Genomic DNA, 21,347 nt, shown 5'->3' with positions numbered 1-21,347 from the left:
TTTACTTCCCCGTAACGAGCTTGTGCCGGAAATGGCTCGAGATCTGGTCGAACACGACGATAGTCACGAACAGCAGAATGAAAATCGCCGCGGCCTCGTCGTAACGGCCCTTGCCCCAGCTCATCGCGTTCTTCAGATCGTAACCGATGCCGCCCGACCCGACGAACCCGAGAATGGCCGAGGCGCGGATATTGATCTCGAAACGCAGCATGCCATAGCTGAGATAATTGGGAGCCACTTGCGGGAAAATCCCGAACCACATGCTCTGACTCCAGCTTGCCCCAACCGATGTAAGCCCCTCATTGGGCTTCAGGTCCACATTTTCGTTAACCTCGGAAAACAGTTTCCCAAGCGCGCCTGCGGTGTGAAAGGCGATCGCGATCATCGCCGGAACCGGCCCGCCGCCCATCACGAAAATAAGGACAAGAGCGACGACGATCTCGGGGATCGCACGCATGATGTCCATGGATCGCCGCACCAGTGGAATGGCCATCGGCCAGCGCGCCAGTCCCCGTGTGGCGTGCAACGACAGGACAATCGCCATAAGCGCGCCTACGAGAGTCGCGACCGCGGCAATGTTGATCGTTTCGAGGAGAGACGGCAGAAACTTCACGAGAAGACCCGGCAGTAGCGCCGCCTTCTGTGACGCTTCGGATATGACTTCGCTCGGAAAGTCGAAAATCTGCGATAGGCCGGCCAGAAAGCCGCCGGCGTTGCGACTGTTGGCCATCTGGAACCCGGAAACCAGCAGCGCCACGAAAATCAGCATGAAGATGAAGCTGTAGAGACGCTTGCGCTGGACCATCGCAAGATAGTCGTCGCGAAGTCTGTCTTCGGGCGTGGTTGCTGCGGATGTTACGGCCATGTGGAAGCGTCCGGTGATGCGTCCGGGCCCCGCTTTCCGCGAGGCCCGGACAGGTCAGATGGCGGTCGAACTATTCAGACTTGCTTTTGCGTGCGTCGATGATGCTCTGGTAGTCGTCATGGTTGATCGGCTGGAAACCGAGCGCCTCGCCGGCCATGAAGCTGTAGGCGCAGTCCGGCGCCATGTAGGGCAAGGACGCTGTGAGCGTGGTTATATCGATCTTGACGCGCTCCGGCAGCGACTTGCGCAGCACGATCGGGCCTTCCGGGATCGGTTTCGACTTCCAGATCTCGACCAGGTCGTTCATGTCGACAAGACCGGCGTCGACGGCCTTGCGCAGGGCGCCGGAATTGTAACCGTCTTCCCACTCGCCCATGCCGTCGGCCCAGGTGACGCCGGCGTCGACGTCGCCATTGCTCACGGCAACGATTGTCTGCTCATGGCCGCCGACGAACTTGACTTCACCGAAATACGCTCCGGATTCCATGGAGGAACCTGTTTCCTGCGGAATTTCGATCGACGGGATCAGGTAGCCTGAGGTCGAGTTGGGGTCGCCGAAACCGAAAACCTTGCCTTCCATGTCTTCCAGTGAAGTGATGCCACTATCCTTCCTTGCAAAACCGATGGAATGATAGCCGTAGGACTTGTCAAGATTGGTCTTGACCATGATCGGCTCGATAGCCTCCGGATCGGTCAACCAGGCCTTGGCGTAGGCGGAAGCGCCGAGCCAGGCCATATCGATGGTTCCGCCGAGAAGACCCTGGATGACGCCGTCATAGTCGGACGGCGTAAATACCTTTACCGGCACGCCGAGCAGTTCTTCCGCCATGACGCGGTAGCATTCGTTGGAAGCCATGCGATCCTGGGCGTTCTCGCCTCCCAGAATGCCGATGCGGAATTCCGCGATTTCCTCGTCAGCGGCAAAAGCCGTTCCGATGAAAGCGGTTGTCGCCAGAAGGGCGGCGATGAGTGTCTTCATGATGGTGTCTCCTGAATGGATGAAGTTCTTGCCTGGAAATAGCAATGCAAGCCGGCCCTCAAACGGCCGCTTCGGCAATCCGTATTTCCTCTTCCGCCACTGTCCCCAAACTCTCGATGCTGGTGGACGTGGAAGCCTCGCTGAAGTTTTCGTCAGCCCCGTAGATCTCGCGGGCGACGTCGACGGTCAGTTCTTCCGGCTTGCCGTCGAACACGACGCGTCCGTCGCGCATGCCGATGACCCGGTCGCAGTAGCGCCGTGCGGTGTCGAGCGTATGAAGGTTGCAGACGACCTGCCGACGATCCTCCTCGTGGATGCGCCGCAGCGTGTCCATCACGACCTGCGCGTTCATCGGATCGAGCGACGCGATCGGCTCGTCCGCGAGAATGATCTTGGGGTCCTGCATCAATGCGCGGGCGATAGCGACGCGCTGCTGCTGGCCGCCGGACAGGGCCTCGGCCCGCTTGGCGGCGTTTTCCCCGATCCCGAGCCGCTCGAGAATGTCGATGGCGCGGTGGATGTCCTCTTTCGGGAAAATGTTGAACATCGTGGCTATCGTCGACCGGCTGTTGAGCGTGCCGAGAAGAACGTTCGACACGACGTCGAGACGCGGCACCAGGTTGAACTGCTGGAATATCATCGCGCAGTCGCTCTGCCAGCGACGCAGCGCCTTGCCGCTCAGTTTTTCGATTTCGAGTTCGCCGAAACGAATGGTTCCCCTGTTCGGCGCAACGAGCCGGTTGATCATGCGCAGGAGCGTCGATTTGCCGGCGCCCGATCGGCCGATGATGCCGACCATCTGGTCTTCGAGGAGCGTGCTCGTCACCGAATCCACGGCGGTATGCTTCCCGAATGTCTTGGTCACGCCTTTTAGCTGCAGCATGTAGAGCCCTTCATTTGCGGGTACGCCCGGTCAAGCACCGGTTAGAGGGTCGACGTGAATGCTGCGTGTCAGATTTGTTACGGAAATATTACAATCCACAACGCTGCCTGTTTACCGGCGCGTTGATGAGCAGAACACCGGCGAATGTCCGGATTTTGAGCGAGCGGAGTCGTGGGTCGTCAGGCAGGGTGCTTGCCAGCGTTCAAAACAACCGGGAGAACGATTCCCGCTCTTCGCGGCCTCTTTCAGGTATTGCCGAGGAATAACGCGCCCGCTGCGGCCCGCATCACGTATCCTTGTCTTCAACCTGCGCGGGGCGGCGGATGTGAACGTCCTGCTGCGGATAGGGAATGGAGATTCCGTTCTCGTCGAAGCGTTCCTTGACCTGTTGCGTCAGGTCCCAGAAGACCGTCCAGTAATCGGACGTCATGGTCCACGGCCGGCAGACGAAGTTCACCGAACTGTCGGCGAGTTCGTGCACGCGGATCACCGGTTCAGGGTCCTTGAGAACCAGTGGATGGCTTTTCACCGTCTCTTCGATCACGCGCGCGGCCAGCGGTATGGAATCCTCGTAGGAGATACCGAACACAAGGTCCACGCGCCGCGTCAGGCTCGCCGTGACATTGGTGATGACGTTGCCCCATACATTCTTGTTAGGAATGACTATGATCTGGTTGTCGGGCGTGGCCACCGTCGTCGCAAAAATGTTGACCGCCTGGACCGTTCCGGCGACGCCGCCGACATCGACGAAATCGCCCTGGTCAAACGGCTTGTTGATCATGATCATCATGCCGCTGGCGAGATTGCCGAGCGTGTCCTGAAAGGCGAAGGCGAGAATAAATGACGCGCCGCCGATAAGGGCGAAAACAGGTGTGATGTCGACGCCAAGCGCCGAAAGCACGACCATCAGTCCGATTGCAAACACCACCCAGTAGATGACGGCGACGAGAAAGGCCTGCAGGAGTTTCGACAGGTTCGGCACGTGGCCGATCCAGCGATTGGCGACGCCCCTGGTTACGCGCGAGACGAAAAGCAGGCCCAGAACCGCTGCTGCCAGGATCAGCAGGTTCATGCCGATCTTCAAACCGCCATCCCAGTCGAACAGCCAGGCCCTTGCCTGCGACACAAGCGTCTTGAAGTCGGCCTGGCGCGTCTCCTCGACGATGATCGCGTTCTGGTAGGCGCGGTAGCCGGAGATCGCGTCGGGGTCGCCGCCTTTCTTTTCCCAGGCGGAAAGGACCTTTGAATATTTGTCGAAGAGAGCTCTTCTTTCGTGCGTCAGGTCCGTCAGCTTCTCTCGTGCCGCGCTTTCGACGTCGCCGTCGGTTCTGGATATCGCGATCTGGGCCGCCATGACCTCCTCGGTCTTGCCTTTCACGATTGCGAGCCATTCCTCTGCGAGGGCGGCGAGTTCATCCTTCGTCAACGGCACCAGACGGTATTCCAGTTCGGCCGTTTCTATTCCTGGTGTGGTGATGTGCGACGAAAGACCGGTTTCGGCGTCCTTGTCGTTCGGATCGGTGTTATGCTCCACGATCGCGTCGACAACGCGCTCCTCGACGACGCCGCCGTCGTCAGTGTTGTTTGTCTGGGCCAGGCTGGCGCCTGCAGCCAAAGCGAGGCAGATTGTGAGGACGACGCCTGTTGCAACGAAAAACCCTGCGCCGCGAAAAAATCTGGAAATCATGAGCCTGTCACCTTTCTTGGTTTTTCTGCGCGCCCAGGCAGCAATGCCGCAGTTGGTATAGTATTTCTATGTTCGCACTGTACGAACGCAAGCATCTTGCCTCGATACTGCATTTTGGACGCCGGCATCCGGGCCGCGACCCGCTGATGAATTGATCGCCGGACCGACTTGTCGCATTGCCTATCGCCGCAAATTCCACTAATCGCTTTCCATAATGATCACGCAATTCGCCAATCGGGATATCAAGCTGCCGGCAATGTTCATTGCCGTCGCCAGCATCCTGTTCCTGCTGGCCTGGCCGATGATGCCGCGCACGGTTCTGGTCACGAACAATGGCGAAGTCACGGATCTTTCAGCCTATGTGCTGCCCGACGGCTCGCTGCCGTTTTTCTGCGCGGCAACGGGCGACGACGATCCCGCAGGCGGATACCGCGCGCATTGTCCGCTCTGCACGCTATCTAAAATCCTTGGTCCGACGCCGCGCGATCCCTCCATCGTACGCTTGGCGCGTTTTGCCCGCGTCGCCCCGCCGCTCTACAGCGAGCCGTCCATCGCGATCCGTGTCGTCACGGGACTGGGCTCCCGGGCGCCGCCCTCCATCGTCTGATCGACGTCGACGGGGCTTGAAGCCCTGTGATCGTCAGCCGAATTTTCTTCAAATCGAAAATGACATTGCTGCCGATGCGCCGCATGCGCATGCAGCATGGAGGTATAAGATGAAACTGACACATTCCGTCATGGCGGTCGCCGCCACCCTTTTCGCCCCGACCGTTGTCGCCTCGCTCGTCCCCTCGTTCGCACATGCGCACGCGACGCTCGAGCAGGGTGAAGCTCCCGTCAACAGCTACTACAAGGCCGTAGTGCGCGTTCCCCATGGATGCGACGGTCAGGCGACCCTGAAAGTCCGCATTACAGTTCCGGAAGGCATGATCTCGACCAAGCCGATGCCGAAAGCAGGCTGGGAACTGGAAACCGTCAAGGGGGATTACGAAAACACCTACTCCCTTCACGGCAGCGACATTACGTCCGGCGTGAAGGAAATCATCTGGACCGGAAAGCTGGAGGACGATTACTTCGACGAATTCGTCTTCCAGACACGGCTCACCGACACGCTGCCGGCCGGCGAAACCGTATACGTTCCGACCGTCCAGGAATGCGCAGACGGCGAAGTGGCCTGGATCGAAATACCGGCGGAAGGCCAGAATCCTCATTCGCTGGCGCATCCAGCGCCTGGACTGAAACTGATCGCTGCAGCAGGGGGCCATGGTGGCCACGACCACGGCGCATCACATGGGGACCACGCCATGAAACCCGTCAAGGTCGGCGATCTGGAGATTGTCCAGCCCTATGCCCGCGCCACGCCGCCCAACGCGCCGGTTTCCGGCGGATACATGGCCATCAGGAATTCCGGCGCCGAGGCCGATCGTCTCATCGGCGGTTCGGTCGACTTCGCCGACCACGTCGAGGTCCATGAAATGAAGATGGACGGCGACGTCATGAAGATGCGCCAACTCTCCGACGGTCTCGAAATTCCGGCCGGCGGCGAAGTCGTGCTCAAACCCGGCGGTTTCCACATCATGTTCATGAAGATGAAAGAGCAGCTCAAGCCCGGCGAAACCCGCACAATCACGCTCGAATTCGAGAAGGCGGGGACCGTGGTGTTCGAAATTCCGGTTCAGGACATGAAGGGCGGTCACGGATCGCACGACCATTCCGGCCACTCTAGTTCGAACTGATGACCTTGCGCACCATCAGAATTGCGAGTTGGACGGCGGTCGCCGTCCTTCTCGTGACGCTGATCGGCGTTTACATTTTTCAGTCGGTGTTCGGCAGGACAAACGGCCCGATTTCCGCCGGCAGTTCGATCGGAGTTCCGTTCACATTGACGGACCATGACGGACACGCCATCACTGAAAAGGCGCTCACAGGACAACCATCCGCCGTCTTCTTCGGTTTCACCCATTGTCCCGAAGTCTGCCCCACCACACTCTACGAGTTGTCGGTCTGGTTCGAAGCGCTTGGCGATGAAGGCAATGACCTGCAGGCTTATTTCATCACCGTAGACCCGCAACGGGACACGCCGCAGGTGATGAAATCCTACGTGGAGAACTTCACTGACCGGATCACCGGCATAACCGGAGATCCCGAAACCGTCGAGCGGGTCGCCCGGGCCTGGAACATATACTGGAAGAAAGTCCCGCTGGACGACGGCGACTATACGATGGACCACACAGCGTCGATTTTCCTCGTCGACGCGAAGGGCAATTTCCAGGGCACGATCGCCTATGGCGAGGAGAACGAAACCGCGCTCGCCAAGCTCAAGCGACTGGCGAACGGATAAAACACTCAGGCGTACTTCGCGACAAAGGCTTCCGCGTCAAGCGCGCGGAAGTCGGCAAGCGCTTCATGTAGCCGGTCGTGGTCCCAGTCCCACCAGGCGAGGTCTTCCATCGCCGCGCCCGTCGTTGCCGAAAAGCGCTCGCGGATGAGCTTGGCGGGCACCCCGCCAACAATCGTGTAGGGCGCGACATCCTTCGAGACGACTGCTCCGGCGCCGACAACGGCGCCATTGCCGACGGTGACCCCCGGCAGCAGGGTTGCGCCGTGTCCGAGCCATACATCATTACCAACGGTTACGGAGTTCTCGCGCCGCCAGTTGAAGAAGTCGTATTCGTGCTCGGCGCCTTCGAAATAGTCCCCGGCCCGATAGGTGAAATGGTGCAGCGTCGCCCGCCAGGTCGGGTGGTTGGTGGCGTTGATGCGCACATGGCTCGCAATATTGACGAATTTTCCGATGGTCGCGCTCCAGATCTCGCTGTCGCGCATCACGTAGGAGTAGTCGCCCATCTCGCATTCGGCGATCTGACAGCGTTCGTCCACCTCCGTATAGCGGCCAAATGTGCTGTCGCGCACCCGTGCGGTTTCGTGGATCTTCGGTTCGACGGACAGCTTCTTCATCAGGCGGCCTCCCCGACGGCGCGGAATTCACTGACGTCGATCGTGCGGTCGGCTACTGCTTCGCGCACTTCGGCGTCGTGGAAGATGCCGAGGAGCGCCACGCCGGCCTCTTTCTTGGCGCGGATGAGGTCGATGACCACGGCGCGGTTCGCCGCGTCCAGCGACGCCGTCGGCTCGTCCAGCAACAGCACCGGGTGACTGGTGATGAAGCCGCGAGCGATGTTGACGCGCTGCTGCTCGCCGCCAGAGAAGGTCGCCGGCGGCAGCGACCAGAGGCGTTCCGGGAGATTGAGTTGCGCCAGCAGTTCTCGCGCCCTCGTCAGGGCCGCCACTTGGGAGACGCGCTGCGCGATCAGCGGCTCGGCCACCACATCGACGGCGGCGACGCGCGGCACGGTGCGCAGAAACTGGCTGACATAGCCGATCACGTCGCGTCGCAAGGCCAACACCATGCGCGGATCAGCGCTGGCGATGTCGACGGTGCGATCGCCATGCGTGATCAGGATCTGCCCCTCGTTCACACTGTAGTTTCCATAGAGCATCTTGAGAATGGAGCTCTTGCCGACGCCTGACGGCCCGCCGAGCACGACGCATTCGCCGGCGGCGACGGAAAAATTGACATTGTCCACCACCGGCAGCTTCACGCCGCTGCGCAGATGCATGGTGAAACTCTTGGAGACTTCCGAAACAACCAAAGGCGTAGCCATGTCTCTAAACCTGCAGAATGGAGGAAACGAGGAGTTGCGTATAAGGCTGCTGCGGATCGTCGAGCACGCGATCCGTCAGCCCGTGTTCGATCACGTGGCCGTCCTTCATCACCAGCATGCGGTGGGACAGAAGACGCGCCACGGCGAGATCGTGGGTCACGACGATCGCCGACAGGCCGAGATCGGCGACCAGCGAGCGCACAAGGTCGAGCAGGCGCGCCTGGACTGACACATCAAGACCGCCGGTCGGCTCGTCCATGAACACCAGCCGCGGTCCGGTCACCAGGTTGCGGGCGATCTGCAGACGCTGGCGCATGCCGCCGGAAAAGTCGCGCGGCTGATCGTCGATGCGATCGACGTCGATCTCCACCCGGCCCAGCCAGTCGCCGGCGGCGGCGCGGATTTTCCCGTAGTGGCGATCGCCGACCGCCATCAGCCGTTCTCCGACATTGGCGCCGGCCGAAACCGTCATCCGCAGACCGTCGGCCGGATTCTGGTGAACGAAGCCCCAGTCGGTGCGCATCAAAAGCCGCCGCTCCGCTTCGCCCATGCGGTAGAGATCGCGCATTTGGCCGTCGCGCATCCTGTATTCCACCGTTCCGGACGTCGGCGGCAGCCGCGTCGAAATGCAGTTGAGCAACGTCGTCTTGCCGGAGCCGGATTCGCCTACAACCGCAAGCACTTCGCCCGGCCACAGCGAAAAGGTAACGTCCTCGCAGCCGATTCGGCCGCCGTAAAATTTCGTCACCGCGTTGACGCGCAACAGGGGCTGGTCGCTCATGAGTGCATCTCCGGAGCTTCGGCGGCAAGCGGCCCGCGATGGCCTTCCTCGCGGCGCTTCTCGCAATGGTCGGTGTCGGAACAGACGAACATGCGCCCGCCCTTGTCGTCGAGGATCACCTCGTCCAGATAGACGCCTTCCGCGCCGCACAGCGCGCAGGGCTGGTCGAATTTCTGGATTTCGAACGGGTGGTCCTCGAAATCGAGGCTGACGACCTCCGTATGGGGCGGCAGGGCGTAAATCCGCTTCTCGCGCCCGGCGCCGAAGAGCTGCAGCGCCTCCGACATGTGCATTTTCGGATTGTCGAATTTCGGCGTCGGCGACGGGTCCATAACGTAGCGCCCCTCCACCTTCACCGGATAGGCGTAGGTTGTGGCGATATGGCCGTTGCGCGCGATGTCCTCGTAGAGCTTCACATGCATGAGGCCGTATTCCTCGAGCGCATGCATTTTGCGCGTTTCGGTCTCGCGCGGCTCCAGATAGCGCAGCGGTTCGGGGATCGGCACCTGGTAGACGAGCACCTGTCCTTTTCCGAGGGTTTCCTCCGGAATGCGATGCCGCGTCTGGATCACCGTCGCGTCCTTCGTGTGGGTGGTCACGGCGACATTCGCCACGCGCTGGAAAAAGGCGCGGATCGATACGGCGTTCGTCGTATCGTCGGCGCCCTGGTCGATGACCTTCAGCACGTCGTCGGGCCCGAGAATCGAGGCCGTCACCTGCACGCCGCCTGTTCCCCAGCCATAGGGCATCGGCATTTCACGGCTGGCGAACGGCACCTGATATCCGGGAATGGCGATCGCCTTCAGGATCGCGCGCCGGATCATGCGTTTCGTCTGTTCGTCGAGATAGGCGAAATTGTAGGTCGCCATGTCGGTCTGCTGCATGGTCATTCGGCCGCCTCCAGTGTGTCGCCGCCGTTTCCTTCCTGCTTTTTCCGGTTCGCCTCGTATTCCGCGCGCATGCGCCGCACGAGATCCAGTTCGGCCTGGAAGTCGACATAGTGTGGCAATTTCAGATGTTCGACGAAGCCCGTCGCCTGAACATTGTCCGAGTGGGAAATGACGAACTCCTCGTCCTGCGCCGGCGCCACGATATCCTCGCCCAGTTCTTCGGCGCGCAATGCGCGATCGACCAGCGACATCGCCATCGCCTTGCGCTCGCTCTGGCCGAAGACCAGCCCGTAGCCTCGCGTAAATTGCGGCGGGGATTTCGCCGACCCCTTGAACTGGGTCACCATCTGGCATTCCGTCACCTGGATTTCGCCGAGGCTGACCGCAAATCCCAGTTCAGGGACTTCAAGCAGAACCTCCACCTCGCCGATGCGGATCTCCCCGGTAAACGGGTGCGTGCGGGCGTAGCCGCGCTGGGTCGAATAGCCGAGCGCCAGCAGAAACCCTTCATCGCCGCGCGCCAGCGCCTGGAGCCGGATGTCGCGCTCCATCGGAAACTCCATCGGCTCGCGCGTCAGGTCGCCGGTTCGGTGATCCACCGGCAACTCGCCGTCGCTTTCGATCAGTCCTTCATTGGCGAGGATTTCGGACACGCGCGGCGTGCGCCCGGTCTCGGCTTCCGCCGCTACGCCTGCTTCCACTTCCCCCTCCGCCATCAGATCGGGATCGAGAAGCCGGTGAGTGTAGTCAAAGGTCGGCCCCAGGAGCTGCCCGCCGGGCAGGTCCTTGTAGGTCGCGGAAATCCGGCGCTCGATGCGCATCTTCGATGTGTCGATCGGCTCGCTGTAGCCGAAGCGCGGCAGGGTCGTGCGATAGGCCCTGAGCAGGAAGATCGCCTCGATCATGTCGCCGCGCGACTGTTTCATGGCGAGCGCCGCCAGTTCACGGTCGTAGAGCGAAGCTTCGCTCATGATCCGGTCGACGCCGAGCGCAAGCTGTTCGACGATCTGCTCAAGGCTGACAGCGGGGACCGACCGGTCGCCGCGTCTTCTGTCCGCCAGCAGCCGATGGGCGTTGTTGATGGCTTTCTCGCCGCCTTTCACTGCCACATACATGTCAATTTGCCTCCTTTACGCTGGCGATCGCTTCCACCCGGGTGGTTCGCGGCAGACCGATGATCGCATCAGGCCCGGCCAGCACGAGATCGACCCCGCGCGGAAACTTGCCCTCGTTCGCCTTCCAGAGCGCCGGAAAGGCGTCCGGCAATCCGGTAGGACGAATGACGGCGCGATCCTTGATACCCGGTCCTGTCAATTCCAGCGCCGGGCCGCCCTGCAGCGAGGGTAGTTGCACGATGAGGGTGGTGGAGCGATCGGGATATTCCTGCGTGCCTTGCGCAAAATTCTCGAAGGATGAAATGTGTCCGGGATCGGCGAGGATCGCGAAATGCGCGTCCAGCGCCTGGTCCGTCAGCGGCGCCGAGGTGTGAAAGGCGAGCCAGGAGCACGCCTTTTCTTCCCGTGCGATGACAGGCCCCAGCCAGATGACGGTGTCGTGGTCGAACAGGGTTGCCGCAAGCGCGCCGGCGACCGCGGACAGCGGCGTGGGCGGCGCAACGTTCGTCTCGATCGCGTGAAGTACGCCGGGATTGGCCATTGCGTTCATCAGCTGGCGGAACACTGCCTGCGCTTCGAAGACCGGATTGGCGAAGCCGCCGGTGATCGCCTGCGCCGCATTCGTCTGTGTCGCCGGCATCAGTCTTCTCCCCTGACCATCGTGAAGAAATCCACCTTGGTTGCGGCCGCTTCGGCGGCCCGGCTGTCGGTGCGCGCCTGTACGCGTCTGCGCACTGGCTCAAGCACCGCGTCCTCGACATGGTCGCGCGTCAGCTCGTCCTGCCACAGCGCGTCAAAGATCGCTGCATAGCGGACCTTGCCCTTCGCCGTGCCGAGCGCATAGGCGTGACCCACCTGCCCCGTCGACAGGCGCACCGTAGCGCGGGTCACCGTCGCCTCGCCGAAATTGAAGGGTGATCCGCCGCCACCGATCCGTCCTCTCAGCATGACGAGGCCCGTCTCCGGCCCTCTCACCGGCTCCACCCCGGGCTTGTCCCGCCAGTCGTTCCACGCCGTTTCAAGCTCTGCCTGCGTGGCCCGGGCCAGAACGGCCATCGCCTCGCTTCTTGATGTTTCATCCATCGCGGTTTCGCTGGCCGCCATGTTTTCCTGCTTTGTCATGTCAACAATCAACCTGTCTATTCATCTAGACAACTAGACATTCTCTGTGTATAGCAGATAGCGACAGAGGATGACAGCCTTGTGACAGCAGAAACGATTGAACGGCGCAGCGGCATTTCCGTATGGCGACAGATCGCCGACCGGATACGTATGGCCATCAGCGCCGGGGAATTCGACGAGACCGGAACCCTGCCCGGCGAGATGGCGCTGGCGCGGCGGTTTCAGGTCAACCGGCATACGGTGCGAAGCGCCATCGCCGCGCTGGCCAATGAAGGCGTGCTTCGCGTCGAACAGGGGCGCGGCACATTCATCGTCAGGCGATCGCGACTGAAATATCCGATCGGTCGACGCACGCGCTTCACCGAAGGGTTGGCCGGTCAGGCGCGCGCCCTGGAAGCGCGGCTGAAAGCCGTCCAGAACCAGTCCGCCGACGCCGAAATCGCCCGCGCGCTGGAGCTGGAGACCGGGGCGTCGGTCACCTGCCTTGAAACCCTGCATTACGCTGACGGCGCGCCGGTCTCGTCAGCCCGCAACTGGTTCGACGCAACACGATTTCCGCAGATCGGCGATCTCTATCGGGAGCTCGGCTCGGTCACAGCTTGCCTGAAACGTCTCGGCGTCGCCGACTATGTGCGCATCTCGACGCGTGTTTCTGCGCATCACGCCGAGCCGGAACTGCTCGATGAGCTCAATCTTTCCGCCGGGGCAGTCGTATTGAAGACGGAAGGCGTCAACGCCGAAATGGACGGAAGACGGCTCGAATATTCCGTCACCTGCTTCGCCGCCGACCGCATAGAGCTCGACATCGACCACACGGCGCGCCAGTTCAGCAACTGATGGTGCGATGTAAACGTGACCGCTGTGACACGCATATTCACCCGACTTCCACACCAGATGTTGCGCCTGCCATTTGACGGACCTCACCTCCCGCCCTCATCGCGGACTTGATCCGCGATCCAGCCAGCGCCGCGTCCGCGGCGCGTAAGATCAGTTGTTTCCCGTTTTGCTCTTGCCGCTTTTCAAATGAGAGGACAGCCAGAAGCTTTCCGGCAGCTCCGGCGCACCGCCCGTCGCAAGGTCGATCACGCATTCCGCCATCTTGTGGGCAATGCCGAAGGTAATCTTGAAACCGCCTGTCGCAACGACGATGTCCGGATGGTCCGGGAGCACGCCGATCATCGGATTGCGGCCAATGGCGCGCGGGCGCAGGCCCGCCCAGCGCTCGATGACAGGCGCGTCGGCGATCGCCGGACAAAGCCGCCTCGCCTTGTCGAGCACTGTGTCCAGCGCCGCATCCGTGGAAAAAGGCGCGTCGAACCTCTGCTCGCTGGTGCTGCCGACCGCCACCCGGCCGCCATCATGCACGATGACATAGGTCCCGTCGTGGAAAACCAGAGGAAGATCGTCGTCAAGCTCCGCCTCGAGCAACGCCGCCTGCCCCTTGACCGGACGGCCGTAGGAAGCAGCGTCGCCGCCCAGCATTTGGCCGAGAATCGGGAAGGTCTCGTATCCCGACGACAGCATTGTCCGAGCCGCCATGATCCGTTTGCCGGCCGATGTCTCGACCACGCCGTCGGCGCAGGCAACAAAGGCTTCGCCTTCAATGATCCGGACGCGGGATTCAATACTCCTGCGCAGCGCCGCCAGATAGGATCGCGGATCGATGCGCGCCGCCAGCGTGTCGACGACAAGCCCGAGCGGCATGGCGTCCGCCGCCGGCCAGCCCTCGCTGGGCGGCCGCTCGACGATCTCCCAGGTAAAGCCGGTTTCCGACGTGTTCCAGTTCTGCTGCGCCGCAGCTGTCTGTTTTGCGGCGATGTCCGCGAAACTTTCCTTCCAAAGCGGCATCAAGCGTCCACAACGGCGATAGCCGCAATCGAGCCCGGTCTCCTCCTCGACTGCCCGCACGAGGCCGGGAAGCGACGAAAGGGCTTCAAACTGGAATTTCTTCTTGGCGTCCCAGCGTTCCGGCAGATGCGGGATGAGCGCGCCAAGCAGCCCGCCGCTGGCGCCCGAACCGACCCGATCCTTCTCGATCAGGATCGTATCGAGCCCCCTTTGGGCGGCGTGGCGCGCGATCCAAAGGCCGAAAACCCCGCCGCCAACAACCAGCAGGTCACATGACAAGTCGGCAGTTCGGGGACTATAGGTGCGGGGCGCAGTCATGAGAGGCGGATCAGTGGGCAATAGCGAAAGCAACAGGGGGCTGGAATGGCATGCGGGTGATATGCCCTACTCCACTCGCTTTGGCGACCATTTTTACGCCCGCAGCGACGGCCGCGCCGAATGCGCGCATGTCTTCATCGCCGGCAACGGACTGCCGGATCGCTGGCGCGGGCGCGACGCATTCACGATTGCCGAACTCGGCTTCGGCACGGGCCTGAACTTCCTGGAGACCTGGCGGCAATGGCGCGTACACCGCCATCCCTCGGCGCATCTGTGCTTCGTCAGCTTCGAGGCCTTTCCCATGCGCGCCGCAGAAATGCGTCGCGCACTCGGACCCTGGCCGCAGATCGAACCGCTCGCCAACGCTCTCACCCGCGCCTGGCCGGACAATCCGCCGGACAGGATCGCGCAGGATTTCGACGATGGCGTTCGTCTGGAAGTCCATATCGGAGAAGCCCTCGATCGGGTTTGCAACTGGCGGGGAACGGCGGACGCCTGGTATCTCGACGGCTTCGCGCCATCGCGCAATCCCGACATGTGGTCGCCGGAACTGATGCAGGCGGTGTTCGATCACACGGTTCCCGGCGGCGGCTTCGCCACCTATTCCGCGGCGGGCTGGGTCCGCCGCAATCTTGCAGCGGCCGGATTTGAAGTGAAGAAGCAAGCCGGCTTCGCAGGCAAGCGGGATATGAGCGTCGGCGTCAGACCCGCCTAACCCGGCGTCACGCCGCGCAGGCGTTCGGAGCGCCGACGCAGCAGTTCGAGCGTCGTGAGCAGTGCAATGGATATCACCACCAGCAGCGTTGCGACGGCTAGGATAGTCGGCGATATCTGCTCTCGAAGTCCGGTGAACATCTGCCATGGCAGCGTCTTTTGCGCCGCCGATCCGAGGAACAGAACGACCACCACCTCGTCGAAGGAGGTGATGAAAGCGAACAGCGCGCCGGAGACGACGCCCGGCAGGATCAGCGGCATCTGAACCTTGAAGAAGGTTGTCACCGGATCGGCGCCGAGATTGGCGGCGGCCCGCACGAGGCTCTGGTCGAATCCGACGAGCGTCGCCGTCACCGTAATGATGACGAAAGGTGTGCCGAGAGCCGCATGGGCCAGGACAACCCCCATATAGGTTCCCTGCAAGCCGATGCGGGAATAGAAGAAATACATACCGGCGGCCGAAATAATCAGCGGCACGATCATCGGCGAGATCAGCAACGCCATGACGGCCGAACGGAACGGCATGTTGGATTGAGACAGGCCGATGGCGGCAAGCGTGCCGAATGCGGTGGCGAAGATAGTCGCGACCGGAGCAATCGAAAACGAGTTCCACATCGCGGATTGCCAGTCCGGATTTGTGAAAAAGTCGCGATAATGCTTGAGCGAATAGCCTTCCGGGTCCAGCGCCAGCATTTTCGGCGTGAAGGTGAAGAAATCTTCCGCGTTGAAGGACAACGGGATGATGATCAGGACCGGGAAGATCAGAAAGAAGAAGATCAGCCCGCAAATGACCCGGAACGAGTAGAACCAGGCGCGTTGTCCGGCGGAAGCATAGGGCGGAAGTGCGGAAGCCATGATCTATCCCAGTTTAACGTTGTCGATGCCGACGATCCGGTCGTACAGCCAGTAGAGAACCAGGACCACGGTCAGCAGTATCACGCCGAGCGCCGCCGCCAGTCCCCAGTTGAGCGAAGACGAGATGTGGTATGCGATCCGGTTCGAGATGAATATGCCGGACGTGCCGCCGACCAGTTCCGGCGTGATGTAGTAACCGATCGACAGGATGAAGACGAGAATGCTGCCGGCGCCGATACCTGGCACCGTCTGCGGGAAATAGACCCGCCAGAAGGCGTACCAGTCGGAAGCGCCCATGCTCTTGGCGGCCCGCATATAGGTAGGCGAAATCGTTTTCATCACCGAGAACAGCGGCAATATCATGAAGGGGAGCAGGATATGCGTCATCGCAATCACCGTGCCCGTCTGGTTGTTGATCAGCTGCAGTCTTGAATCGTCGGCGACAAGGCCGATCCACACCAGTGTGTCGTTGATCACGCCTTGCTGCTGCAGGAGCACCTTCCAGGCCGATGTGCGCACGAGAAGCGACGTCCAGAACGGCAGAAGCACGAGAATCATCAGCAGGTTCGACGTTCGCATCGGCAGATTGGACAAGAGGAACGCGATCGGATAGCCGAGCAGAATGCACATCACCGTGATGGTCACGGACAAAAGCATGGTCCGCCAGAACAGGAACAGATAGATGCGTTCGTCGGACGGCTTGAACTGGAGCCCGTCTTCCGGCGTCCGCTCAGCGTCGACAGCCGCGAGGAAATAGCCTGCGGTAACCGGCGAACTGAACTGCTTGATCACCTGCCAGGTCTTGGTCGTTCCCCAGTCTTCGTCGATAGCGATGAACTGTTCGGTATAGTTGCCCTCGTCCATGCGCTTGACGCGCCGACCGGTTTTACGAAACAGACTGGACATGCCCGAGTTTTCGTAATTCAGGCGCGATCCGAGACGCGTATGGGTTTTTTCCGCGGCGGCGATCTCGAGGTCGCGCACCAGCGCGGCGAACACGTCCTCATTCGGAATTTCACCCGAACTCTCATCCCAGGCTTCCAGCGCCACCACGGTCTCGGGCAGAGTTTCGGAAACGATGTCGTTTTCCACCGAACGATAGAGCATATCGGCGATCGGAGCGGTGAAGGTGATGAGGACGAATAGCAATAGCGGCGTAACGAGCAGGAAGGCGCGCAATTTCTGGCGGCGCGTGGCGCGCGCTATACTGACCTTCAGCGGGACTCCGTCCTGGGTCGTCAGCATTGGGCTTGTCTCTGCCGTATCCGTCATCGTTCCGCCTGAAATCTCTAGAATTCCGATAGGGGAGAGGACGGGGAAGCCCCCGTCCTCCATTGGTCAGTTTACTGGGTCAACCAGGCCTGGAACTTCGCATCCAGGTCGTCGCGATTGTCAGCCCACCATTCGTAGTTATACAGGAAGGTGTTCTTCGCGTTGTTCGGATCGGTCGGCATATGCGGAGCCATCTCGATTCCGAGATCGGCGTGCTTGCCGACGAGCGGAGCGGAAGACTTGCGGGCCGGACCGTACGAGATGTACTTGGCCTGGTCGGCAAGGCGCTGCGTGTCGGTTGCGAAGTAGATGTAGTCCTTGGCTGCCTTCAGACGATCTTCCGGCAGGCCGGCGGGAATGATCCAGCCGTCCAGGTCGAACACCTGTGCGTCCCAGAGCATGGCGACCGGTTGATCCTGCTCCTCGATGACCGAGAACAGGCGACCGTTGTAGGTCGAGCCCATGACGACTTCGCCGTCAGCCAGAAGCTGCGGCGTTTCGGCGCCGGCCGACCACCAGATGACATCGTCCTTGATGGTGCCGAGTTTGGCCAGAGCCTGGTCGACGCCTTCCGGCGTGGACAGCACGTCATAGATATCTTCCTTCGCAACGCCGTCGCAAAGCAGAGCCCATTCGACGTTGTTGATGGGTCGCTTTTCAAGCGAACGCTTGCCCGGATACTTCTCCGTATCGAAAACCGCGCAAATATCCGTCGGCGGCTCGTCGCCAACCTTGTCCGTGCGGTAGCCGAAGGTCGTCGAATAGACGATCTGCGGAATGAAGCACTCGGAAACCAGCAGGTCGCCAAAGTCTTCGGAAGCAGGCGTGCCGTCCGGAGCCGGAGCCAGATCCTTGTCCGGGTCGATCTCGACAGCCAGGCCTTCGTCGCAGAGACGGATGGCGTCGGATGCAACGACGTCAACAACGTCCCAGGTCACATTGCCGGCTTCGTTCATGGCGCGAAGCTTGGCGACCGCCTCGTTGGACGATTCGTCGTTGATGATGTTCACATCCGGATGCATCGCCATGTAAGGCTTGTGATAGGCGTTGTTCTGGGAATCGGAATATGCGCCGCCCCAGGATACGATCGTCATATCCTCTGCAAATGCCGCCGGAACGCTCATAGTGAGCGCCGTCGCGGCGATCAGAAGAGATTTGAGTTTCATTTCATGCTCCCTTTTTTGGAATTGGTCCGGGCCTATGGGTGATCCGGACGCATATACGGGCATTGATTTTGTCCCAATGCCCAACTTGTGGCCATGCAAATGGCCTAACCGACCGGATCGAGCGCTTTGCAATCGCGCGCATACCAGCCGATGTTGATGTCCTGGCCCTCGGAAAGCTTGCGCTCGCCGGACCGGTTACGAACTTTGACGATGAATTCGTTATTGCCGGCAACATTCATCCGGACGCGCAGATGGTCTCCGAGATAGATCATTTCCTCGATCTTGCCAGGCACGATGTTTTCCATGGCGTCGTCAGGAACCGTCTCGATGCGCTCCGGCCGCAGCGAAAGCGTGGTGCGGTGTCCGACGCCCTCGACATTGACCCTTTCGGCCTTGAGTTCGGTTCCGTCGTCCAGTTTGACGTCGCAGACATTGTCGTTGATCGCCGTGACCGTGCCGTTCATCTTGTTGTTTTCACCGATGAACTGGGCGACGAAGGAGTTCTGCGGCTCCTCGTAAAGCAAATCCGGCGACGAGAGTTGCTGGATCACACCGTCGTTGAACACGGCGACCCGGTCCGACATGGTCAGCGCCTCGGTCTGGTCGTGCGTCACATAGACGACGGTCACGCCGAGGCTCTCGTGGATGTGCTTGATTTCATATTGCATCTGCTCGCGCAGCTGCTTGTCGAGCGCGCCGAGCGGTTCGTCCATCAGCACCAGATCCGGTTCGAAGACGAGGGCGCGCGCGACGGCGACGCGCTGCTGCTGACCCCCGGAAAGCTGCGCCGGCCGGCGCGAGCCGAATTGCGGCAGTTCGACCATCTCCAGAGCGCGCTTGACCTTTTCCTCCTGCTCGGCGCGGCTCATGCTGCGCACCTGAAGCGGAAAGGCGAGATTTTCCGCAACCGTCATGTGCGGAAACAGCGCATAGTTCTGGAACACCATGCCAACGCCGCGCTTGTGCGGCGGCACGTTGTTGATCGGCTTGTCGTTGAGGTAGATTTCGCCGTGGCTGGCGGGCTCGAAACCGGCCAGCATCATCAGACAGGTTGTCTTGCCGGAGCCGGACGGTCCGAGCATGGTCAGAAATTCGCCCGCCTGGATGTCCAGATTCAGGTCTTTCACGACAAGCGAAACGCCATCATAGCTCTTTTGCACCTGATCAAAGCGTACGCTCGCGCCTCTTTCACCTGTCATTCAGCAGTCCCCTCGAAGATTTGTCCGCGTCCATGACAGACACCGCGCAAAATGGCGCCGGCGCCCGGACCGGACCCCCGTTTGATTTTGTTTCGGTTCGCGCAAAGCATGTCGCGACAAACCTGTTTGCAGCTGTGGAAATTTCCCGCGACCGGGAGCGGGCCCGGACGTGAATATTGCAGAATTCGCGTTTCCGGCGCACACCCATGTTCGGTGTCCGGACAACTGGCGGTATCATGCATTCCCCATTAATCGCCTTGGTGGCGTTTATTATCATGTGGACATAGCATGTTCATTTTTGCGGCGAGATCAACCCGCAAACAAGACCTGAATTTCTCTATTTGCGTCAAAATTGTGCACTGATCGTATTTTAGCACCCGCCGCGACACTTCCCATCCGCCGCCGGCGGTGATAAGTGGACGAAAAACTGGTCCGGCGAGATCAAGAAGAATACCGGGGAAGCATGACGAAGATCATCGATGTCAGAAACGTCACCAAGCGTTTCGGTGGGTTCTATGCGGTCGACGATTGCAGCCTCGCGGTTGAAAAAGGCTCCATCACCGGGTTAATCGGGCCGAACGGCGCAGGCAAGACCACGCTGTTCAACATCGTCGCGGGCGCCTTTTCCCCAACATCCGGCCAAATTCTGCTCGACGGCGAGGACGTCACCGGCCTGCCGGCGCATGATCTGTTCGGCCGCGGCCTGCTCAGAACCTTCCAGATCGCGCACGAATTCTCGCACATGACCGTTACGGAGAACCTGATGATGGTGCCTGAGCATCAGCCGGGGGAACATCTCGCCTCGGCCTGGTTCCGGCCGGGCGCTGTCAACCGGCGCGAAGCGGACGTGCGCAAGAAAGCCGAGGAAGTGCTCGATTTCCTCAAGATCAGCCATGTGAAGAACGAGCTTGCGGGCAATCTTTCCGGCGGCCAGAAGAAGTTGCTGGAGCTTGGCCGCACCATGATGGTCGACGCCAAGGTCGTTCTCCTCGACGAGATCGCCGCCGGCGTCAACCGGACGCTGCTCAACGACCTGGTGGACAACATCGAACGCCTCAACCGGGAGTTCGGCTACACCTTCTTCGTGATCGAGCACGACATGGACATGATCGCGCGGCTCTGCGATCCGGTGATCGTCATGGCCTCCGGCGCGGTGATGACCCAGGGTCACATCGCCGAAATCCAGCGGAACGAGGCGGTGATCGAGGCCTATTTCGGCGGCTCGCCCACCGGCAACGCCACCACCAGCGCTGACCACGCAGCGGGCGCCGGGTCATGAGCCTCCTGAAGATTTCCAACCTGCATGCCGGCTACGGCCAGATGTCGATTCTGAAAGGCGTCGACATGACGCTGGAAGAAGGCGAGATCGGTGTCATCGTCGGGCCCAACGGCGCCGGCAAGTCAACGACGCTCAAGGCCATCTTCGGCATGCTGAATATCACCGAAGGCTCGATCGAGTTCGACGGCGAAGACATCACGGGCATTCGCTCCGAAGAGCTCGCCGCCCTCCGCATCGCCTTCGTGCCGCAGGAAAGCAACGTGTTCCACACGTTGACGGTGCACGAGAACCTGGAAATGGGCGCCTACATCAGGCGCGACGATTTCAGCCGGGTCATGGACCACGTCTACGAGATCTTTCCGCCGCTGAAGGAAAAGCGCCGACAGCCGGCCGGCGAATTGTCGGGCGGCCAGCGGCAGATGGTCGCCTTCGGTCGCGCGCTGATGATAGAACCGAAACTCATCCTGCTCGACGAACCGACCGCCGGCCTTTCGCCGATGTTCATGTCGCAGATCTTCGACCGGGTGATCGCGATCAACAAGACCGGCGTCACCGTCGCCATGGTCGAACAGAACGCCAAACAGGCGCTCGCCATCGCGCACAAGGGGTTCGTGCTCGCCAATGGCGCCAACTCATTCACCGATACGGGCAGAAATCTCCTCGAGAACCCCGAAGTCGCCAAAAGCTTTCTTGGCGGATAGCGGGAGGA

23 protein-coding genes are annotated in these 21,347 nt (G+C 61.0%); 7 read left to right on the top strand and 16 right to left on the bottom strand.

Annotated elements, in window-relative coordinates; all coding sequences use genetic code 11:
- Nucleotide 1: 1 nt before the first annotated feature.
- The 4 genes from phnE to AAFN47_RS14570 all read right to left on the bottom strand — a co-directional run bounded on the left by phnE (nucleotide 2) and on the right by AAFN47_RS14570 (nucleotide 4,414).
- A complete protein-coding gene (gene phnE / locus AAFN47_RS14585; protein ID WP_499809977.1) occupies nucleotides 2-865 on the bottom strand; it encodes a phosphonate ABC transporter, permease protein PhnE in 864 nt (287 codons plus the stop codon).
- Between the two features lie 70 nt (nucleotides 866-935).
- The gene (gene phnD, locus AAFN47_RS14580) at nucleotides 936-1,844 is read right to left on the bottom strand and encodes a phosphonate ABC transporter substrate-binding protein (RefSeq protein WP_499809976.1); all 909 of its coding nucleotides are present in this window, start codon (nucleotides 1,842-1,844) and stop codon (nucleotides 936-938) included.
- Nucleotides 1,845-1,902: 58 nt separating this feature from the next.
- Nucleotides 1,903-2,727, bottom strand: a complete 825-nt coding sequence (gene phnC / locus AAFN47_RS14575) for a phosphonate ABC transporter ATP-binding protein (RefSeq protein WP_499809975.1) — start codon at nucleotides 2,725-2,727, stop codon at nucleotides 1,903-1,905.
- A gap of 286 nt (nucleotides 2,728-3,013) precedes the next feature.
- Nucleotides 3,014-4,414, bottom strand: coding sequence for a mechanosensitive ion channel family protein (locus AAFN47_RS14570; protein ID WP_499809974.1), 1,401 nt, complete (start codon nucleotides 4,412-4,414; stop codon nucleotides 3,014-3,016).
- A 214-nt stretch (nucleotides 4,415-4,628) separates the two neighbouring features.
- Between AAFN47_RS14570 and AAFN47_RS14565 the strand changes: the two genes are divergently transcribed.
- The 3 genes from AAFN47_RS14565 to AAFN47_RS14555 all read left to right on the top strand — a co-directional run bounded on the left by AAFN47_RS14565 (nucleotide 4,629) and on the right by AAFN47_RS14555 (nucleotide 6,755).
- On the top strand, nucleotides 4,629-5,021 hold the full coding sequence (locus AAFN47_RS14565) for a hypothetical protein (protein ID WP_499809973.1): 393 nt from the start codon (nucleotides 4,629-4,631) through the stop codon (nucleotides 5,019-5,021).
- A gap of 109 nt (nucleotides 5,022-5,130) precedes the next feature.
- The gene (locus tag AAFN47_RS14560) at nucleotides 5,131-6,150 is read left to right on the top strand and encodes a DUF1775 domain-containing protein (RefSeq protein WP_499809972.1); all 1,020 of its coding nucleotides are present in this window, start codon (nucleotides 5,131-5,133) and stop codon (nucleotides 6,148-6,150) included.
- Nucleotides 6,151-6,155: 5 nt separating this feature from the next.
- Complete coding sequence (locus AAFN47_RS14555; RefSeq protein ID WP_499809971.1) at nucleotides 6,156-6,755, top strand: SCO family protein; 600 nt, start codon at nucleotides 6,156-6,158, stop codon at nucleotides 6,753-6,755.
- A gap of 5 nt (nucleotides 6,756-6,760) precedes the next feature.
- Here the strand turns inward: AAFN47_RS14555 and AAFN47_RS14550 are convergent, their stop codons facing one another.
- Genes AAFN47_RS14550 through phnG form a run of 7 tightly spaced genes read right to left on the bottom strand, consistent with a single transcriptional unit; the run spans nucleotide 6,761 to nucleotide 11,987 of the window.
- Complete coding sequence (locus tag AAFN47_RS14550; protein ID WP_499809970.1) at nucleotides 6,761-7,372, bottom strand: DapH/DapD/GlmU-related protein; 612 nt, start codon at nucleotides 7,370-7,372, stop codon at nucleotides 6,761-6,763.
- Entirely contained in the window at nucleotides 7,372-8,079 is a 708-nt protein-coding gene (gene phnL, locus AAFN47_RS14545) for a phosphonate C-P lyase system protein PhnL (protein ID WP_499809969.1), read from the bottom strand. Before phnL ends, AAFN47_RS14550 begins: the two co-directional genes overlap by 1 nt.
- Nucleotides 8,080-8,083: 4 nt before the next feature.
- The gene (gene phnK / locus AAFN47_RS14540; protein ID WP_499809968.1) at nucleotides 8,084-8,860 is read right to left on the bottom strand and encodes a phosphonate C-P lyase system protein PhnK; all 777 of its coding nucleotides are present in this window, start codon (nucleotides 8,858-8,860) and stop codon (nucleotides 8,084-8,086) included.
- On the bottom strand, nucleotides 8,857-9,750 hold the full coding sequence (locus AAFN47_RS14535) for an alpha-D-ribose 1-methylphosphonate 5-phosphate C-P-lyase PhnJ (RefSeq protein ID WP_499809967.1): 894 nt from the start codon (nucleotides 9,748-9,750) through the stop codon (nucleotides 8,857-8,859). The genes phnK and AAFN47_RS14535 overlap by 4 nt, the downstream gene beginning before the upstream one ends.
- Nucleotides 9,747-10,865, bottom strand: a complete 1,119-nt coding sequence (locus AAFN47_RS14530) for a carbon-phosphorus lyase complex subunit (protein WP_499809966.1) — start codon at nucleotides 10,863-10,865, stop codon at nucleotides 9,747-9,749. The genes AAFN47_RS14535 and AAFN47_RS14530 overlap by 4 nt, the downstream gene beginning before the upstream one ends.
- 1 nt (nucleotide 10,866) lies before the next feature.
- Nucleotides 10,867-11,505 carry a phosphonate C-P lyase system protein PhnH gene (gene phnH / locus AAFN47_RS14525; protein ID WP_499809965.1) on the bottom strand — a complete coding sequence of 213 codons (639 nt, stop codon included), beginning with the start codon at nucleotides 11,503-11,505 and terminating at the stop codon, nucleotides 10,867-10,869.
- Nucleotides 11,505-11,987: a phosphonate C-P lyase system protein PhnG gene (phnG, locus tag AAFN47_RS14520; protein ID WP_499809964.1), complete on the bottom strand. Its 483-nt coding sequence runs from the start codon at nucleotides 11,985-11,987 to the stop codon at nucleotides 11,505-11,507. Before phnG ends, phnH begins: the two co-directional genes overlap by 1 nt.
- Nucleotides 11,988-12,068: 81 nt before the next feature.
- Between phnG and phnF the strand changes: the two genes are divergently transcribed.
- Entirely contained in the window at nucleotides 12,069-12,824 is a 756-nt protein-coding gene (gene phnF / locus AAFN47_RS14515) for a phosphonate metabolism transcriptional regulator PhnF (RefSeq protein WP_499809963.1), read from the top strand.
- Between the two features lie 150 nt (nucleotides 12,825-12,974).
- Here the strand turns inward: phnF and AAFN47_RS14510 are convergent, their stop codons facing one another.
- A complete protein-coding gene (locus tag AAFN47_RS14510; RefSeq protein ID WP_499809962.1) occupies nucleotides 12,975-14,153 on the bottom strand; it encodes an NAD(P)/FAD-dependent oxidoreductase in 1,179 nt (392 codons plus the stop codon).
- Here AAFN47_RS14510 and mnmC2 point away from each other — a divergent pair.
- Nucleotides 14,152-14,868 carry a tRNA (5-methylaminomethyl-2-thiouridine)(34)-methyltransferase MnmC2 gene (mnmC2, locus tag AAFN47_RS14505; RefSeq protein ID WP_499809961.1) on the top strand — a complete coding sequence of 239 codons (717 nt, stop codon included), beginning with the start codon at nucleotides 14,152-14,154 and terminating at the stop codon, nucleotides 14,866-14,868. The two genes, AAFN47_RS14510 and mnmC2, sit on opposite strands and share 2 nt — an antisense overlap.
- Here the strand turns inward: mnmC2 and AAFN47_RS14500 are convergent.
- From AAFN47_RS14500 to AAFN47_RS14485, 4 genes are all read right to left on the bottom strand, one after another.
- Nucleotides 14,865-15,722: an ABC transporter permease gene (locus AAFN47_RS14500; protein WP_499809960.1), complete on the bottom strand. Its 858-nt coding sequence runs from the start codon at nucleotides 15,720-15,722 to the stop codon at nucleotides 14,865-14,867. The genes mnmC2 and AAFN47_RS14500 overlap by 4 nt on opposite strands.
- Nucleotides 15,723-15,725: 3 nt before the next feature.
- Nucleotides 15,726-16,994, bottom strand: a complete 1,269-nt coding sequence (locus AAFN47_RS14495) for an ABC transporter permease (protein WP_499809959.1) — start codon at nucleotides 16,992-16,994, stop codon at nucleotides 15,726-15,728.
- 71 nt (nucleotides 16,995-17,065) lie between these two features.
- A complete protein-coding gene (locus tag AAFN47_RS14490) occupies nucleotides 17,066-18,160 on the bottom strand; it encodes an extracellular solute-binding protein (protein WP_499809958.1) in 1,095 nt (364 codons plus the stop codon).
- A 104-nt stretch (nucleotides 18,161-18,264) separates the two neighbouring features.
- Nucleotides 18,265-19,359 (bottom strand): ABC transporter ATP-binding protein, encoded by a 1,095-nt coding sequence (locus AAFN47_RS14485; RefSeq protein ID WP_499809957.1) that lies wholly within the window; start codon nucleotides 19,357-19,359, stop codon nucleotides 18,265-18,267.
- 463 nt (nucleotides 19,360-19,822) lie between these two features.
- Between AAFN47_RS14485 and AAFN47_RS14480 the strand changes: the two genes are divergently transcribed.
- Nucleotides 19,823-20,638, top strand: coding sequence for an ABC transporter ATP-binding protein (locus AAFN47_RS14480; RefSeq protein WP_499809956.1), 816 nt, complete (start codon nucleotides 19,823-19,825; stop codon nucleotides 20,636-20,638).
- The gene (locus tag AAFN47_RS14475) at nucleotides 20,635-21,339 is read left to right on the top strand and encodes an ABC transporter ATP-binding protein (protein WP_499809955.1); all 705 of its coding nucleotides are present in this window, start codon (nucleotides 20,635-20,637) and stop codon (nucleotides 21,337-21,339) included. The genes AAFN47_RS14480 and AAFN47_RS14475 overlap by 4 nt, the downstream gene beginning before the upstream one ends.
- Nucleotides 21,340-21,347 lie beyond the last annotated feature (8 nt).

This window comes from Hoeflea sp. CAU 1731, assembly GCF_039888615.1.
GTDB lineage: Bacteria > Pseudomonadota > Alphaproteobacteria > Rhizobiales > Rhizobiaceae > Flavimaribacter.
The sequence above is the reverse complement of the archived record's forward strand: the minus strand, read 5'-3'. Positions and strand labels throughout refer to the sequence as shown.